This window comes from Ramlibacter agri (assembly GCF_012927085.1).
In the GTDB taxonomy this organism is placed as follows: Bacteria; Pseudomonadota; Gammaproteobacteria; order Burkholderiales; family Burkholderiaceae_C; genus Ramlibacter; species Ramlibacter agri.
Genome location: NZ_JABBFX010000001.1, coordinates 186312 through 202165 on the forward strand (window position 1 = coordinate 186312; position 15854 = coordinate 202165).

14 protein-coding genes are annotated in these 15854 nt (G+C 69.5%); 9 read left to right on the top strand and 5 right to left on the bottom strand.

Annotated elements, in window-relative coordinates; all coding sequences use genetic code 11:
- Position 1: 1 nt before the first annotated feature.
- The gene (locus tag HHL11_RS00955; RefSeq protein ID WP_425355178.1) at positions 2-1009 is read right to left on the bottom strand and encodes a TRAP transporter substrate-binding protein; all 1008 of its coding nucleotides are present in this window, start codon (positions 1007-1009) and stop codon (positions 2-4) included.
- A gap of 83 nt (positions 1010-1092) precedes the next feature.
- On the opposite strand from HHL11_RS00955, the gene HHL11_RS00960 reads away from it, so the two are divergent.
- From HHL11_RS00960 to HHL11_RS00975, 4 genes are all read left to right on the top strand, one after another.
- Entirely contained in the window at positions 1093-1896 is an 804-nt protein-coding gene (locus HHL11_RS00960; RefSeq protein WP_169416515.1) for an IclR family transcriptional regulator, read from the top strand.
- Between the two features lie 123 nt (positions 1897-2019).
- Positions 2020-2787, top strand: a complete 768-nt coding sequence (locus tag HHL11_RS00965; RefSeq protein ID WP_169416516.1) for a gluconate 2-dehydrogenase subunit 3 family protein — start codon at positions 2020-2022, stop codon at positions 2785-2787.
- Positions 2780-4534, top strand: a complete 1755-nt coding sequence (locus HHL11_RS00970) for a GMC family oxidoreductase (protein ID WP_169416517.1) — start codon at positions 2780-2782, stop codon at positions 4532-4534. Before HHL11_RS00965 ends, HHL11_RS00970 begins: the two co-directional genes overlap by 8 nt.
- A 10-nt stretch (positions 4535-4544) precedes the next feature.
- The gene (locus tag HHL11_RS00975) at positions 4545-5960 is read left to right on the top strand and encodes a c-type cytochrome (protein ID WP_169416518.1); all 1416 of its coding nucleotides are present in this window, start codon (positions 4545-4547) and stop codon (positions 5958-5960) included.
- Here the strand turns inward: HHL11_RS00975 and HHL11_RS00980 are convergent.
- Positions 5957-6679, bottom strand: a complete 723-nt coding sequence (locus HHL11_RS00980; RefSeq protein WP_169416519.1) for an RNA pseudouridine synthase — start codon at positions 6677-6679, stop codon at positions 5957-5959. The genes HHL11_RS00975 and HHL11_RS00980 overlap by 4 nt on opposite strands.
- A gap of 4 nt (positions 6680-6683) precedes the next feature.
- Positions 6684-8066: an ATP-dependent RNA helicase DbpA gene (dbpA, locus tag HHL11_RS00985; RefSeq protein WP_240979979.1), complete on the bottom strand. Its 1383-nt coding sequence runs from the start codon at positions 8064-8066 to the stop codon at positions 6684-6686.
- A 45-nt stretch (positions 8067-8111) separates the two neighbouring features.
- On the opposite strand from dbpA, the gene HHL11_RS00990 reads away from it, so the two are divergent.
- The 4 genes from HHL11_RS00990 to HHL11_RS01005 all read left to right on the top strand — a co-directional run bounded on the left by HHL11_RS00990 (position 8112) and on the right by HHL11_RS01005 (position 10608).
- Entirely contained in the window at positions 8112-8351 is a 240-nt protein-coding gene (locus HHL11_RS00990) for a hypothetical protein (protein ID WP_169416521.1), read from the top strand.
- Positions 8348-9595 carry a DEAD/DEAH box helicase gene (locus HHL11_RS00995; protein WP_169416522.1) on the top strand — a complete coding sequence of 416 codons (1248 nt, stop codon included), beginning with the start codon at positions 8348-8350 and terminating at the stop codon, positions 9593-9595. Before HHL11_RS00990 ends, HHL11_RS00995 begins: the two co-directional genes overlap by 4 nt.
- Positions 9596-9682: 87 nt before the next feature.
- Positions 9683-10186, top strand: a complete 504-nt coding sequence (locus HHL11_RS01000) for a helix-turn-helix transcriptional regulator (RefSeq protein ID WP_169416523.1) — start codon at positions 9683-9685, stop codon at positions 10184-10186.
- Entirely contained in the window at positions 10165-10608 is a 444-nt protein-coding gene (locus tag HHL11_RS01005; protein ID WP_342593154.1) for a nucleotidyl transferase AbiEii/AbiGii toxin family protein, read from the top strand. Before HHL11_RS01000 ends, HHL11_RS01005 begins: the two co-directional genes overlap by 22 nt.
- A 7-nt stretch (positions 10609-10615) precedes the next feature.
- On the opposite strand, the gene HHL11_RS01010 is transcribed toward HHL11_RS01005, so the two are convergent.
- The gene (locus tag HHL11_RS01010) at positions 10616-11563 is read right to left on the bottom strand and encodes an AraC-like ligand-binding domain-containing protein (RefSeq protein WP_169416525.1); all 948 of its coding nucleotides are present in this window, start codon (positions 11561-11563) and stop codon (positions 10616-10618) included.
- 122 nt (positions 11564-11685) lie between these two features.
- Between HHL11_RS01010 and HHL11_RS01015 the strand changes: the two genes are divergently transcribed.
- Positions 11686-12708, top strand: coding sequence for a carbon-nitrogen hydrolase family protein (locus tag HHL11_RS01015; protein WP_169416526.1), 1023 nt, complete (start codon positions 11686-11688; stop codon positions 12706-12708).
- A 397-nt stretch (positions 12709-13105) separates the two neighbouring features.
- Here HHL11_RS01015 and HHL11_RS01020 read toward each other — a convergent pair whose 3' ends face one another.
- Positions 13106-15826, bottom strand: a complete 2721-nt coding sequence (locus HHL11_RS01020; protein ID WP_169416527.1) for a M16 family metallopeptidase — start codon at positions 15824-15826, stop codon at positions 13106-13108.
- Between the last annotated feature and the right edge of the window lie 28 nt (positions 15827-15854).

Below are 15854 nucleotides of genomic sequence, written 5' to 3' on the forward strand. Positions count from 1 at the left end.
TTCACTTCTGCAGCTGCGACAGTTGTTCGGTGTAGAGCTTGACGATGGCGGGGTCGTAGCTCGCGAGGAACTTGTCGGTCACCGGCTTGGCGATCTGGCGCATGCGGGCCTGTTCTGCGGGCGAGACTTCGTTGTACTTCATGCCCTTGGCTTCCAGCTCGCCGACGGCCTTGCGCGCGGCTTCGCGGCTCACCTGGCGCTGGTAGGCGCGCGCCTCGATGGCGGCGTCGCTGAGGATCTTCTTCTCGGTGGGCGACAGCTTGTCCCAGAACTTCTTGCTCACCAGCACGATGTTGGCGGCGTAGACGTGGTTGGTGGCGCTGACGTACTTCTGCACTTCGTAGAACTTGTTCGACAGGATCACCGCGAAGGGGTTCTCCTGGCCGTCGACCGCCTTGGACTCCAGCGCGTTGTACAGCTCAGCGAAAGGCATCGGCACCGGGTTCGCCTTGAAGGCCTTGAAGGTGTCGAGGAACACCGGGTTCGGGATGACGCGCAGCTTCAGGCCATCGAGGTCCTCGGCGCGGGTGATCGGGTGCTTGCTGGTGGTGACGTTGCGGAAGCCCAGGTCCCAGAAGCCCAGGGCGACCAGGCCCTTTTCCGGCAGCTTGGCGATCAGCGCCTGGCCCAGCGGACCATCGAGCAGCGCATCGGCCTGCGCGAAGTTGGCCACCGTGAAGGGGAAGTCGACCAGGCCGAACTCCTTGACGATGCCCGCCAGCGAAGTCGTGGCCGGCGCCGACATCTCCTGCACGCCGCCCTGCAGCGCCGACTGCTGCTGCAGCTCGTTGCCCAGCGTGGAGGACGGGAACTCCTGCACCTTCAGCTTGCCGCCGCTCTTGGCGGCCACCAGCTCGGCGAACTTGTGCACGCCCATGCTCACGGGGTGGTCCGTGTTGTTCAAGTGGCCGAACTTGATGACGCGCTGCTGGATGTCCTGCGCCTGCGCGAAGCCGGCGGCGAGGACAAGGGTGGCGGCCAAGGCGATGCCGCGGAGGTTTGCTTTCACTGTTTGTCTCCTGAATGCGTTTTGAGGTGCGGCATCATAGGAAGGCCAACAGAATGGCGTTTCAAACTGGAACAGCATTTCACATGACGAACACTTCCACCGGCACCGTGCAGCGCGCCTTCCGGATCGTCGAGGCGCTCGCGCACGAACCCGAAGGCATCGCGCTGGCGGATCTCGCCGGCGAGATCGGCCTGCCCAAGAGCGCGTGCCATCGCCTGCTGGCGGAACTCACGGCCATCGGCTACGTGCGGCAGTTGCGCGACCGCGGTGAATATGTGCTCACCAGCAAGCTGCCCGCGGTTGGCCTCGCCTTCCTCGGCGGCGCGGGCATCGTCGACATCGCGCAGCCGATCATCGACCGGCTCGCCGAGGTCTCGGGCGAGCTGGTGCGGCTGGCCATCGTCGACGGCGATCGCCTCACCTTCGTCGCCAAGGCACAGGGCGCGCGCTCCGGCCTGCGCTACGACCCCGACATGGGCATCGACGTGCGCCTGTCGTGCAGCGCCGGTGGCCATGCGTGGCTGATGACGCTGTCCGATGAACGCGCGACCGAGCTCGTCGCGCGCCAGGGCTTCGGCCCGGCCAAGGAGTTCGGGCCGAAGGCGCCCACGACCTTCCGCGCATTGATGAAGGTGCTGGAAGAGGACCGCAAGCGCGGCTACGCGATGATCGTGGAGCAGTACGCGCCGGGCATGACGGCGATGGCGGCGCCGGTGACGCGGCGCGGCGCGACCGGCGCGATCGGCGTCATCACCATCGCCGGCCCGCTGATCCGGCTCACACCGCAGCGCATGCTCGAACTGGGCCAGCCGCTGGTGGCAGCCGCCGCGGAGCTCGGGCTGTCGGGCGCGACCTCGCCGATCTTCCGGCTGCAGGCCGCGCGCTGAAGCCAAGCATTCGTACAAATTCATCGCGCCGGACGCTGTACATGCGTCCAGACCGAGGCCCCAAAACGAAGCGCGCGTCCTAGGATGCTTGCGTAGCGCAATTCACGCTGCGGAAGCATTCCCATGACAACAGACTCCGCACCGGTCCGCATCACGCGGCGCCGGCTCCTTTCCGCCGGCGCGGTGCTCCCGGTCGCAGCCACCGCCGCCTCGCAGCTGATCCGCCGCGACATGCCCTGGCAGGAAGGCACCGCCGCCGAGCCCACGGCCGCGACGCAGGCCTCGCAGGGAAACCAATACGCCTTCCTGGCCGCCGCCGAAGCCGCCTTCGTCGAAGCGGCCGTCGCACGCATCATTCCCCACGACGAACTCGGCCCCGGCGCGCTCGAGGCCGGCGCCGCCGTCTTCATCGACCGCCAACTCGCCGGCGAATTCGGCCGCGGCGAGCGCTGGTACATGCAGGGCCCGTGGGCCAAGGGCGAGAAGACACAGGGCTACCAGACGCGGATGACGCCGGCCAACCTGTACCGCGCCGCCATCCGCGAGATCGACGCCGCGGTCGGACACGAAGGCAAGGCCGCGAGCTTCGCCAAGCTCGCCGTCGCCGAGCAGGACCGCTGGCTGAAGGACCTGGAAGACGGCAAGCCGCAACTGCCGACGGCCGATGCCAAGACCTTCTTCACCATGCTGCTGCAGAACACGCTGGAAGGCTTCTGGTCCGATCCCGTCTACGGTGGCAACCGCGACATGGCGGGCTGGAAGCTGATCGGCTTTCCCGGCGCGCACTACGACTACACCGCCTACGTCGGCAAGCATGGCGAGGCCTTCCCGCTGCCGCCCACGGGCCTGGGCGGGCGGCCGGCCTGGCGCAAGGAGGGCAGCAATGGCTGAACGCCTGCCGCCAGTCGACGCGTTGCTGGTCGGCTTCGGCTGGACCGGCGCCATCCTCGGCCAGGAACTCACCGATGCCGGACTCAACGTGCTCGCGCTGGAGCGCGGCGCCTGGCGCGACACGCCGACCGACTTCGCGCCGACCTTCGCGCAGGACGAACTGCGCTACTACTTCCGGCACGAACTGTTCGAGCGGCTCTCGCACGAGACGCTGACCGTGCGCAACAACATCGGCCAGACGGCCTTGCCGATGCGGCAGCTCGGCTCCTTCCTGCCCGGCTCCAACGTGGGCGGCGCGGGCGTGCACTGGAACGGCCAGACCTGGCGCTTCCTGCCCAGCGACTTCGTCGCGCACAGCCACAACCTGCAGCGCTATGGCAAGTTGCAGCAGGACATGACCATCCAGGACTGGGGCGTCAGCTACGACGAGCTCGAGCCGCATTACGACCGCTTCGAATACATCTGCGGCATCTCGGGCCAGGCCGGCAACCTGCGCGGCGCCATCCAGGCGGGCGGCAACCCCTTCGAAGGACCGCGCGCGCGGCCCTACCCCAACCCGCCCATGGCCATGAGCTACCCGCCCACGCTGTTCGCCGAAGCCGCGCGCTCGCTGGGCTACAAGCCCTTCCCGCAGCCTTCGGCCAACATGTCGCAGGCGTACACGAATCCTCTGGGCGTGCAGCTGGGCCCGTGCACCTACTGCGGCTTCTGCGAGAAGTTCGGCTGCGGCAACTATTCCAAGGCGACAGCACAGACCACGATCCTGCCGGTGCTGATGCGCAAGCCCAACTTCACGCTGCGCACCGAATCCGAGGTGCTGAAGATCAACCTCGATTCCACAGGCAAGCGCGCGGTGAGCGTGACCTACGTCGACGCTGCCGGGCGCGAATACGAGCAGCCGGCCGACCTGATCGTGCTGACGGCCTACATCCTGCACAACGTGCGGCTGCTGCTGCTCTCGGGCATCGGCAAGCCCTACGACCCGGTGGCCGGCACCGGCGTCGTGGGCCGCAACTACGCGTACCAGATCACGTCCTCGGTCAACGTGTTCTACGACGACAAGCTGCTCAACCCCTTCATCGGCGCCGGCGCGCACGGCATGCTGATCGACGAGTTCAACGGCGACAACTTCGACCACTCGGGCCTGGGTTTCATCGGCGGCGGCTTCATCGGCATCGTGCAGACCGGCGGCCGGCCGATCGAGATGCACGCCACGCCCGAGGGCACGCCCAAGTGGGGCAGCGCCTTCAAGAAGGCGATCGCCAGGAACTACCTGCGCTCGACTTCGGTGGTGACGCACGGCGCGGTCATGAGCCATCGTGGCAACTACCTGGACCTGGACCCGACCTACCGCGACGTCTACGGTCGCCCGCTGCTGCGCATGACCTTCGACTTCACCGACAACGAGCACAAGATGTCCGACTACCTGACGGACAAGGCGACCGACCTGGCCAAGGCGATGAAGCCGCGCGAGATCAAAGTCAACAAGCGCCAGGGCAGCTGGGACGTCGTGCCCTACCAGACCACGCACAACACCGGCGGCGCGGTCATGGGCACGGACCCGTCCACCAGCGTGGTGAACCGCTACCTGCAAAGCTGGGACGTCTCGAACCTCTTCGTGCTCGGCTCCGGCGCCTTCCCGCAGAACCCGGGCTACAACCCGACCGGCACCGTCGCGGCGCTGGCCTATTGGGCCGCCGACGCCATCCGCACGCGCTACCTGAAGGCGCCCGGGCCGCTGGCCTGAGGAGCGGGCGATGCGGCGAGTCACTTCCTCCTTCCTGGTCGCCTTCGCGCTCGGCACGCTGGGCGCGGCGGGCTGGGTTGCGGCACAGCCGGACTCGGCGCCGCAGCTTCCCGTGGAACACCCCAACCCGGCACCGGCCGGCGTGAGCCCGGCCACCGTGGAACGCGGGCGCTATCTCGTGCAGCTGGGCGACTGCGTGGCCTGCCATACGCAGAAGGGCGGCGCGCGCTTTGCCGGCGGCCGCCCCTTGCAGACGCCCTTCGGCACGGTGCTGTCCGCCAACATCACGCCGGACGCGGACAGCGGCATCGGCCGCTGGAACGCCGACCAGTTCTACCGCGCGCTGCACGAGGGCAAGTCCGCCGACGGCAGCCATCTCTACCCGGCCTTCCCCTACAACTACTACACGCACATCACGCGCGAGGACTCGGACGCGATCTACGCCTACATGCGCACGGTACCGCCGGTGCGGCATGACTTCGAGCGCAACAGGCTGCCCTTCCCGTTCAACATCCGCGCGCTGATGGCCGGATGGAACTGGCTGTTCTTCGACCAGGGGCCGGTGGAGCAGCGCAGCGACCGCTCCGCATCCTGGAATCGGGGCGCCTACCTGGTCCAGGGGCTCGGGCACTGCGCGGCCTGCCACACGCCACGCAACTTCCTCGGCGGCTCGAAGAACGGCGAGGCCTACCAGGGCGGGCGCTTCGGCGAGCTCTACGCACCGGACATCACGCCGAACAAGCGCACGGGTATCGGCGGCTGGAGCGACGCCGACCTGCGCGACTTCCTGCGCCTGGGCGCCAACGTGCACAGCGACGCGTCCGCCGAGATGGGCGAGGTGGTCGGCTTCTCCACTTCGCAGATGACCGACGCCGACCGCGACGCCATCATCGCCTACGTACGCAGCATGCCGGCCTCAGCCGACGCGAAGGTCTCGGCGCCCGACGCTGCGGCCATGAAGCAGGGCGAAGCGATCTTCCAGGACAGCTGCTCCGCCTGCCACCGCATGGACGGCAGCGGCGTGCCGCGGTTGTTCCCGCCTTTGAAGGGCAACGCCAACGTGCAGCAGAAGGACGCCACCTCGATGCTGCATTTCATCCTGGCCGGCACCCGGCGCACGCCCAACGACCGCAATCCCGCGCCGCTGTCCATGCCCTCGTATGCCTGGAAGCTCGATGACGAACAGGTGGCGGCCGTCGCCAGCTACGTGCGCAACAGCTGGGGCAACGCGGCGGAGCCGGTGGACGCGAAGGCCGTGGGCGAGCTGCGCGGCAAGCTGCATTTCGACCACGTGGCCGGCACCGAAGTGTCCACCGTGGACGCGATGCGGCACCCCGGCCCGACGACGCTGGCGCCGGCGGACACCGACAGCCGCGACAACGGCACGGCGCAGGCGGGGCGCGCCGCGGCGAGCGCGCCGCGCTAGAACCACTCCCCGCGCGCCAGGTAGCGCCACTGGCCCGCGGGCAGCCCCGCCATCGGGATCCGGCCGACGCGGATGCGCCGCAGCGCTTTCAGCTGCAGGCCGACCTGCTCGCACATCCACGGCAAGGCCTCCAGCGGCAGGCCCTTGGCCGCGAAGCGCAGGCGTGTCTCGCTTTGCCAGCTGACGCGCGCCATCGGGAACGCCCGCGTCTGCCAGACCATGCCGCCGGACAGGCGCGCCAGGCCATCGGGCTTGATCGTGCCCGCCACGTCGGCGACGAGCTCCTGCTCGATCAGCGCCGCGTCTTCCTGCAGCCGGCGCACGATGCGCCGGTCCTGGCTGAACACCACCAGCCCGCTGGCTGGGTATGGCAACGGCAACAGCGGCGCCAGGTGGACTTCGTGGCTCCTTGCATGCTTGATGCCGGAGGCGTCTTCGCTCCAGCGGGTCGCCGCGTTGACCAGCGCGCGCGCATCGTCCGGGCTGGTGTCGGCCGGCTTGTGCAGCAGGAAGGTGGCAGGCTCGATGGTCTGCAGCTTCGCTTTCGGGTCGATCTCGACCTGCTGGCCCGCGGCGACGCGGAACTGCGGCAGATCGACAGGCTGGCCGTCCACCGTCACCCAGCCTTCGGTGATGTACTGCTCGGCCTCGCGGCGCGTGCAGCCCTTGCGCGACGCGACGACGCGCGCGAGGCGTAGTGGTTCGTCTCCTTCGTCCATGGCTTCAATCCTTCAGCAGCCGCGCCTTGACGGTGCGGCCCTTGATGCGGCCCTGGTTCAGGCGCGCCACCACTTCGCCGGCGATGTCGCGCTGCACGGCGACATAGGTGGCGAACTCGTTGATGTCGATCTTGCCGACCTGCTCGCGCGTGTAGCCCAGGTCCGCGGTCAGCGCGCCCAGCACGTCGCCGGGGCGGATCTTGTCCTTGCGTCCGGCCTGGATGTGCACGGTGGCCATGGCCGGCAGCAGGCGGCCGCCGTCGGCCGGCGTCAGTTCGTCCAGCTGGTGCCACTTGGATTCGCGGCCCTGCAATTGCTCGATGCGGCCGACCGCGCCCATCTCGTCCAGGCTCGCGAGGCTGAGCGCCAGCCCGGTCTCGCCGGCGCGGCCGGTGCGGCCGATGCGGTGCACGTGGATTTCCGCATCGGGCGTGACGTCGGCGTTGATCACGGCAGCGAGTCCCGCGACGTCCAGGCCGCGCGCGGCGACGTCCGTGGCCACCAGCACCGAGCAGCTGCCGTTGGCGAAGCGCACCAGCACCTGGTCGCGGTCGCGCTGGTCCAGGTCGCCGTGCAGCGCCAGCGCGCTGTAGCCCTGGGCCTGCAGCAGCTCCACCAGGTCGCGGCAGCGCACCTTGGTGTTGCAGAAGGCCAGCGTGCTCACGGGACGGAAGTGGTCCAGCAGGCGGCCGACCGTGGGCAAGCGCTCGGAGTCGCGCACCTCGTACCAGCGCTGCTCGATCTGCTCGCCGCCGTGCTGCGCCTCCACCTTCACGGTGACGGGATCGCGCAGGAACTGCGCCGCCAGCTTGGCGATGCCTTCCGGATAGGTGGCCGAGAACAGCAAAGTCTGGCGCTGGGCGGGGCACAGGCGGGCGACCTTGGCGATGTCGTCGAAGAAGCCCATGTCGAGCATGCGGTCGGCTTCGTCGAGCACCAGGGTGCCGAGCGCGTCCAGCTGCAGGTTGCCGCGGTCCAGGTGGTCCATCACGCGGCCCGGCGTGCCGACGACGACGTGGGCGCCGTTTTCCAGACTGGTCGTCTGGCCGCGCAGCGGCACGCCGCCGGACAGCGTGACCACCTTGATGTTCTCCTCGGCCCGGGCCAGGCGCCGGATCTCGGTGGTGACCTGGTCGGCCAGCTCGCGCGTGGGGCACAGCACCAGCGACTGCACGGCGAAGCGCCGGGGGTTGAGGTTCGCCAGCAGGGCGAGCGCGAACGCGGCCGTCTTGCCGCTGCCGGTCTTGGCCTGGGCGATGAGGTCCTTGCCGAGCAGCGCGCTGGGCAGGCTGGCGGCCTGGATGGCGGTCATCTCCAGGTAGCCGAGCCGGCGCAAATTGTCCAGCGTGGCGGGAGAGAGGGATAGAGTGTCGAAAGCCTGGGGCATGGCCCCGATCATTCCACAGCGGACAATGCAGGCCTCGCTGATCCGATGAAGAAAACCGTGAAACCTCCCTCTCCCTGGCCGGGCAAGGTCCTGGCGCTGCTGCGCGCCGGCAACCCGGCGGCGGCCATCGCCCAGATCAAGGTGGCGCCCGGCGTGCGCGAACTGCGGGCGCTGGAGAAGCAGATGGCCGAAGCACAGCTGACCGGCAAGTGGCGCGACGTCGACCTCGCCATCGGCGAAAGCCTGGAGGCGCTGTCGGCCCCGCGGTTGCATCGGTCGCCATGAGTTTTGCCTCCCTGGGTTTATCCGCTCCGTTGCTGCAGGCCTGCGCGGCCGCCGGCTACGTCGAGCCCACGCCGGTGCAGGTGGAGGTCATTCCGCCCCTGCTGGAAGGCCGCGACCTGCTGGGCCTGGCGCCCACCGGCTCCGGCAAGACGGCCGCCTTCGCCCTGCCCCTGCTGCAGCGCCTGATTGCCGGGCGGCAGCACGCCTACCGGCGCGTGCGCGTGCTGGTGCTCGCGCCCACGCGCGAACTCGCGGCGCAGGTGGGCGAGGTGTTCCAGCGCCTGGGCACGTCCTGCCCGCGGCCGCTGAAGGTAGCCATCGTCTATGGCGGCGTCTCGATCAACCCGCAGATGATGGCGCTGCGCGGCGGTGCGGACGTCGTGGTGGCCACGCCGGGCCGCCTGCTCGACCTGCTGGATCACAACGCGTTGCGGCTGGACGCCGTCGAAGCGCTGGTGCTCGACGAGGCGGACCGGCTGCTGGACTTCGGCTTCGCCGCCGAACGCGAGCGCGTGCTGGCCGCCCTGCCCGAGCGGCGGCAGAACCTGCTGTTCTCCGCCACCTTCGCGCCGGACGTGCAGGCGCTGGCGGACACCTTGCTGCGCGATGCCGTGCGCATCGAGGTGGCCGCCTTGCCGGAGGCCGTGCCCGACATCGAGCAGCGCGCCATCGCGGTGGACGAGCCGCGCCGCACCGAGCTGCTGCGCCAACTGGCGAACCAGGACGACTGGCGGCGGGTGCTGGTGTTCGTGGCCACGCGCCATGCGAGCGAGAACGTCGCGCAGAAGCTGGCGAGCCGCGGCGTGCGCGCCGCCGCCCTGCACGGCGAGATGAGCCAGGGCGCACGCAGCACCGTGCTGCAGGACTTCAAGGACGGCGCCATCGACATGCTGGTGACGACCGACCTGGCGGCGCGCGGCATCGATATCCCCGCGCTGGAGGTGGTGGTCAACTACGACCTGCCGCGCTCGCCCAACGACTACGTCCACCGCATCGGCCGCACCGGCCGCGCCGGCGCCAAGGGGCTGGCGGTGAGCCTCGTCAGCGCGGCCACCGAGGCGCATTTCCGGCTGATCGAGAAACGGCAAGGCCTCGCGCTGCCGCGCGAGCAGGTGGCGGGCTTCGAGCCGACGGAGGCCGCCCCGCCGGCCTCGCCGGGGACGGGTGGGATCAAGGGGAAGAGGCCGAGCAAGAAGGACAAGTTGCGAGCGGCTGCGGCGAAGGCGGCCAGGGCTGCTGACTGAACGCGAGTCAGGCACGAAGCCAAATATGTTTGGCAGGGCGAAGCTGAATATATTTGACATGACACGTCCGACGGAGTACCTTGTGACATGCCACTCCTGAAGGAACTCGGCACAGCGGTGCGCCAACGCAGGCAGGAAATGGGCCTCAGCCAGCAGCAATTGGCCAGTCTCGTGGACCTCTCGCGGGCCACCGTCAATTCGCTGGAGACCGGAAAGCTGAACGACCTGAGCTCGAACAGGATCGAGCGGCTCGCCAACGAGCTGGGCTTTGCCGTCGGGCTCGTCGGCACGCGGCGCTCGAAGGACAAGAGCGCCATTGATGCGGCAGCCCGGATCGCCAGCGTGCCTTACACAAAGGAGTTGCCGGCGGCCGTACTTCTCGAATCGCTGAAAGAGGGGGTCGTGCCACCAGGCTACATCCCACACCTGCGCACCTTGCTCCAGGAGGCGCCCGTTGCCATCCTGGCGAACGTCGCGGATGAACTGCGGCAATCGCACGACGTTCCCGTTCCCGACACCTGGAAGCGCATGCGCATGCTTGCGGGCGTGCTGAAATGCGACCGGCGCCTGTGGCAAAGCATGCCAATCTGACCAGGCCAGGAGCCTGGACCGGCCTGTTCGAGGCAGCTCTCACGCTGACGGACCATCTAGCCACCGTCCTTGAAGAACCCGTATGGACCTTCGGCGGAGGCACGGTGTTGATGCTGCGCATCAATCATCGCCACAGCAGGGACATCGACCTGTTCGTCCCGGATCCGCACTACCGTGGCACGCAGGCGCAGGCGCGCGATCTGTTCGACCTTTGCGCGGTTGCCGACCTGGACCCCGCGTCCATCGACCAGGCAGCGCCCTTCTTCGTGCGGAACGGCGACGCCTTCATTGCACGCCTGAAAGGAAACGCCGAGTACCTGGAAGAGGAATTCATCCACATCCAGCGAATCGACTACAAGCGCCCTTTCGAGGAGTGCCTTGCCTTGGCAGAGACCGTCATCGCCTTTGCAAGCCGGCGCTGACGCACTCTCACCGCCCCTGCCGCCAAACCCGCGGCGCCACCCCGAACCGTTCCCGGAACGCGCGGCTGAAGTGCGCGGCATCGCTGAAGCCCCAGCGGTAGGCCACCTCGCTGATCGAGCGCTGCGCCTGGCGCGGGTCCAGCAGGTCGCGGCTGCAGGCTTCCAGCCGCTTGCCCCAGATGTACTGCGCCGGCGTGGTCGCCTCGTGGTGGAACAGGCGGTGAATGTGCGGCACCGACAGGCGCAGCTCGCGCGCCAGTTCGCCCACGCCGAAAGCGGGATCGCCGAGGCGCGCGGCTATCACCAGCTTCATTCGCGCGAGGTGGTACGCCGCCAGTGAGGACGGCTCGGCGCAGCTGCTGGCCGGCAGGCTTTGCAGGCCGGCGGCCAGGATGTTCAGCACGCCGTCGGCCACGGCCGCCGCGCTGGCGGGCTGCAACGCATCGACGTCCTGCCACAGCGTGCGGATCATGTTGATCATCAGGTGGCCCGCGCCGGCTTTGCCGGACACCGCGGTGGCGGTGAGCTTCTGCGTGTCGCGCACGCGGTGGCGCAGGCGCTCGGCCGGCAGCTTCAGCACGAACTGCTGGAAGTCGCCGTCGAAGCGCAGCGCGTATTCGCGCGTGCTGTCGTACAGCGCGAAGTCGCCCGGCGCCAGCTGCGCGCTGCGGCCGTCCTGTTCGATGCGGCCGTGGCCACGCGACTGGATGCTGACCAGGAAGTAGTCGTCGGTCGCCCGCGAGATCTGGCTGGCCGTGCGCAGCACGTCCTGCGGGCCCGAGCTCACCACCGACAGGTCCAGCCCGGGGATGCGCCGGCTTTCGATGGAGCCGTCGAAACCCGGCGCGGCCGGCGCGTCGCATTCCAGCTGCACGTAGGTGCTGCAGATCATGTCGATCCAGTAGGCCAGGCGCCGCGCGGGCTCGACCGCGGCCGTGGACAGGACGTGGCTCATGGCGGCCCTCCTCGCTTCATTGTCGGCCGCGCGAGAAGGCGGGGCAACAAGGCCGCGATTCCTGGACAAGACGGCCCGGCGGCGGCGCGGGAACATGCAGGCCCGCACAGGAGAACAGCGCCATGCCCAGCCGCAGCCACCCCAAGCCCCGCGTCGCCGCCGTCCAGGCCGCTCCCGTCTTCCTGGACATCGACGCCAGCATCGACAAGGCCATCACGCTGATGGCCCGCGCCGCCGACAAGGGCGTGAACCTGATCGCCTTCCCGGAGACCTGGATCCCGGGCTACCCCTGGTGGGCCTGGCTGGATTCGCCCGCGGGCGGCATGGCTTTCGTCCAGCGCTACCACGACAACTCGCTCACCGTCGGCTCGCCGGAGTTCCAGCGGCTCGCTTCGGCGGCGGCCCGGCACCACATGTGGCTGTCCATGGGCTTCAGCGAGAAAGCCGGCGGCAGCCTCTACATGGCGCAGGCGCTGTTCGACGACGAGGGCCGCCTGGTGCAGGCGCGGCGCAAGCTGAAGCCCACGCACGTGGAACGCACCGTCTTCGGCGAAGGCGACGGCAGCCACCTGGCCGTGATGGAGACGGCCATCGGCAACATCGGCTCCCTGTGCTGCTGGGAACACCTGCAGCCGCTGACCAAGTACGCGATGTATGCGCAGAACGAGCAGATCCACATCGCCGCCTGGCCCAGCTTCTCGCTGTACCGGGGCGCGGCTTACGCACTGGGTCCGGAGTTGAACAACGCCGCCAGCCAGCTCTATGCGGCCGAGGGCCAGTGCTTCGTCGTCGCGCCCTGCGCCACCGTCTCGAAGGAGATGGTGGAGCTGCTGTGCACCGACGAGACCAAGCGCCAGCTGCTGCGCGAAGGCGGCGGCTTCGCGCGCATCTATGCGCCCGACGGCTCGCCCCTCGGCACGCCGCTGCCCGAGACCGAGGAAGGCCTGGTGATCGCCGACCTCGACCTCGGCCTGATCTCGCTGGCGAAGGCCGCGGCCGACCCGGCGGGCCACTACTCGCGGCCGGACGTGACGCGGCTGCTGTTGAACAAGACGCCGGGCGACCGCGTCGTGGCGCAGGCCTTGCCCGGCATGGTGATCGTCAACGAGCCGGCGCCTGAGCCACCGCTGGCGAACGAGCGCTAGCTGCGTCGTCCCGCAGTTCCTGCAGGACCACCAGCAGCGCCGCGCCCACGCTCAGCGCGCAGACACCTGCCCAGGCCCCGACCCGGGGCCATGTCTTCTTGTTCATGGCGGCTCCAGTGCGCTCCCGGCGGGAGCGCGTTCAAGCAAGGGACAGCGCGAGTTCGCTGGAAGCGAAGGTCAGCGGAAGCTGCTTCGCGTCAGCGGCAGGGAAGGTGCGGTGGCCGCAATTCGAAAGAACGGCATGCGCACGCTCGCCTGGCGGCCGGCGGAGCGGACGCTTCGGGAGCAGAGGTAGACGACGTGCGACATGGTCCGTTCAATCTAGCGGACGCCCAGCGCACGTGCCAATGCAAGTCTTGCATGACTTGCGCCCGGCAATCGCATGGAGCCGGGCAGCTCAGTGGAACGTACCCGCCGCCACCTCGGTCAGCCGATCGAGATCCAGGTACTTCGCCAGCGCCGCATTCACCGCCTGCGCATCGAGGTGGTCGTAGGCGTCGGTCATCCTGGCGTACCAGCCCATGTCGCGACCCCAGCGCAGGTTGCTCGCCAGCAGGCCAGCCAGGTTGCCGGGCTGCGCCAGCCAGTCGGCGCGGCCGCTCACCAGCGCGCGGCGGGCAAAGCCCACTTCCAGGCTGCTGAAGCCGTTCCTGGCGCGCTGCTGCAGCTCGTCGCGGATCGCGGCGCGCAGGCGGTCGCGGTTCTGCGGCGCGAAGCTCGCGCCGATGTTGATGGCCGCGGCCTCGCCTTCGGCGCGCGGGCTGGCCGGCACGTACAGCGAGGAGCTCACGCCGTAGCTCAGGCCTTCCTGCTCGCGCACGCGCTTCCACAACGCGGTGCCGCCCGCGCGGCCGCCCAGCAGCTGCACCGCGGCGAACAGCGCGGGAAAGTCCGGCGACTCCTCGTTCATCGCCAGCGGGATGCGCGCGCTGTAATTCGCGTTGGCCTTGTCCGGCACCGGCACCTGCTCCCAGCGCGCCTTCAGGTCCGCGGGATATTCGAACAGCCAGGGCCGGTTCGGCTCAGCCGAACTCCAGTCGCCGAACAGCTGCTGCGCGCTGGCGCGCACGGCCTCCGGGTCCACCGGCCCGACCAGCGCCAGCTCGCCATGGCCAGCGCCGCCGAAGCGCTGCCAGAAGGCGCGCAGCTGCGCCGGCGTGGCGGCGCGCAGCAGGTCTGCCGTCTGCTGCAGCGTGCGCGCCGCGCGCGGGTCGCCTTCCGGGTACTGCGAGAAGGCGCGCTGCAGCGTGTTGTTGGCGAGCACGGAGGTGTCGGACTGGTTGGTCTGGTTCACCGCGAGCGAGGCCGCGCGGATGCGCTCGAAGGCGGCTTCGTCGAATTCCGGCTGCCGCAGCAGGCCGGCCAGCCGCTGCAGGAAGGGCTCGAGATTGCGCGCGGGCACTTCGAAGTTGGCTGTCAGGCCGCCGGCGCCGCTGTTCATGCGCAGCGTCGCTTCCAGCGCCAACAGGTCGCTGCGCAGCTTCTCCGAGCCCTGGGTGAACATCGGGCCGAGGTAGCTGGCCAGCACCGCGTCGCCCTTGACGCTTTCGGCCGTGCCCCAGCGCAGGCGCAGCACGCCGGTGACGCGCGCCTCCTTGGTCTGCCGCGGCAGCACCGCCAGCTGCAGGCCCGGCGCGCCGGCCACCGCCACCCGTGACTTCACCAGGTGCGCTTCGATGTTCTGCGGTGTCAGCGCGTAGTCCTCGGCCACGGCCTGCACGGTGCGGCCGCGGTAGTCACGCAGCACGTCGGCGGCGGCGACCAGCTCCGGCAAGGGCGCGCGCGCCGGCGCCGCGCTTTCCGGGATGTACAGCCCGGTGGTCCGGTTGGACGGCAGCAGCCACGTGGCGACGACGCGCTGCACGTCCGCCGGCGTCACGGCCTCGATCCAGTCCCGCTGCGCGAACAGCAGGCGCCAGTCGCCCTCGGCCACCATCTCGGTCAGGCCCAGGCTCAGGCGCTCCGGGTCGCGCAGCTGCGCCTGCACGCCTTGCAGCAATTGCGCGCGCGCTTCGTTGACGCCGCGCTCGTCCACCACCAGCGTCTCGACCGTCTTCACCAGCGCGTCCAGCGCCACGCGGCTCGCGGCCTCCGGGTCGGGCGCCGCCGGCAGCGTGACGCCGACCATCAGGTAGCCGGGATCGGTGCCCGCCATCGCCCAGGACCAGCGCAGCGCGGCCAGGTGCTTGTCGACCAGCTGCCGGTCCAGCGGCCCGCGCTCCTGCGCCAGCAGCTGCGCGAGCACGCGCGTCGCGGCGTAATCGCGCTGCGCCGCCGGCATCACGTGGTACAGCACGGCGACGCTCGCCGGCCCGCCGACGCGCCGCAGCACCACCTGGCGTTCGCCGTCCTGCACCGGCTCGCGCGTGTAGTCGGCGGGCAGCGGCGCATCGGGGCGGCGGATGCCGCCGAAGGTCTTTTCGACGCGCTGCAAGGCCGCCGGCACGTCGAAGCGGCCGCCTATGACCAGCACCGCGTTGTCGGGCCGGTACCAGGTGCGATAGAAGGCGCGCAGGCGCTCGATCGGGATGTTCTCGACGTCGCTGCGCGCGCCCAGCGTGTCGCGGCCATAGCCGTGCCACTGGAAGGCGGCGGCGCGGATGCGGGCGCCGAGGATGCGGTCCGGGTTGTTCTCGGCGCGCTCCAGCTCGTTGCGCACCACGGTCATCTCGCTGGCGAGCTCGCTCGCATCGAGCTTCGCGCCGGTCATGGACTCGGCCAGCCAGCCCAGCATCCAGTCCAGCGTCTCGGCGTTGTCGGCGAACTGGGCGAAGTAGTTGGTGCGCTCGTCCCAGGTGGTGCCGTTCCAGCGTGCGCCGCGGCGCGTCATCTCCAGCTTGGGGTCGGGGATGGTGGCGCTGGCCTTGAACAGCATGTGTTCCAGCAGGTGCGCGGCGCCGGTTTCGCCGTGGCCTTCCTGCTTGCTGCCCACCTTGTAGATCAGGTTGACGGTGGTGGTCGGCTTGGATGCATCCGCGTGCACCAGCACCGTCAGGCCATTGGGGAGCGCGTACTCGGTGACGCTCTCGACTTCGCGCACCTTCTTCAGCTGCGCCTGCGCCGACGCCGCCAGCGCGAAGGCGCCCAGCGCCAGGACCAGCCTGCCCGTCCACTTCATGAACCGCCCCCTCTTTTTTTTTGCTCAG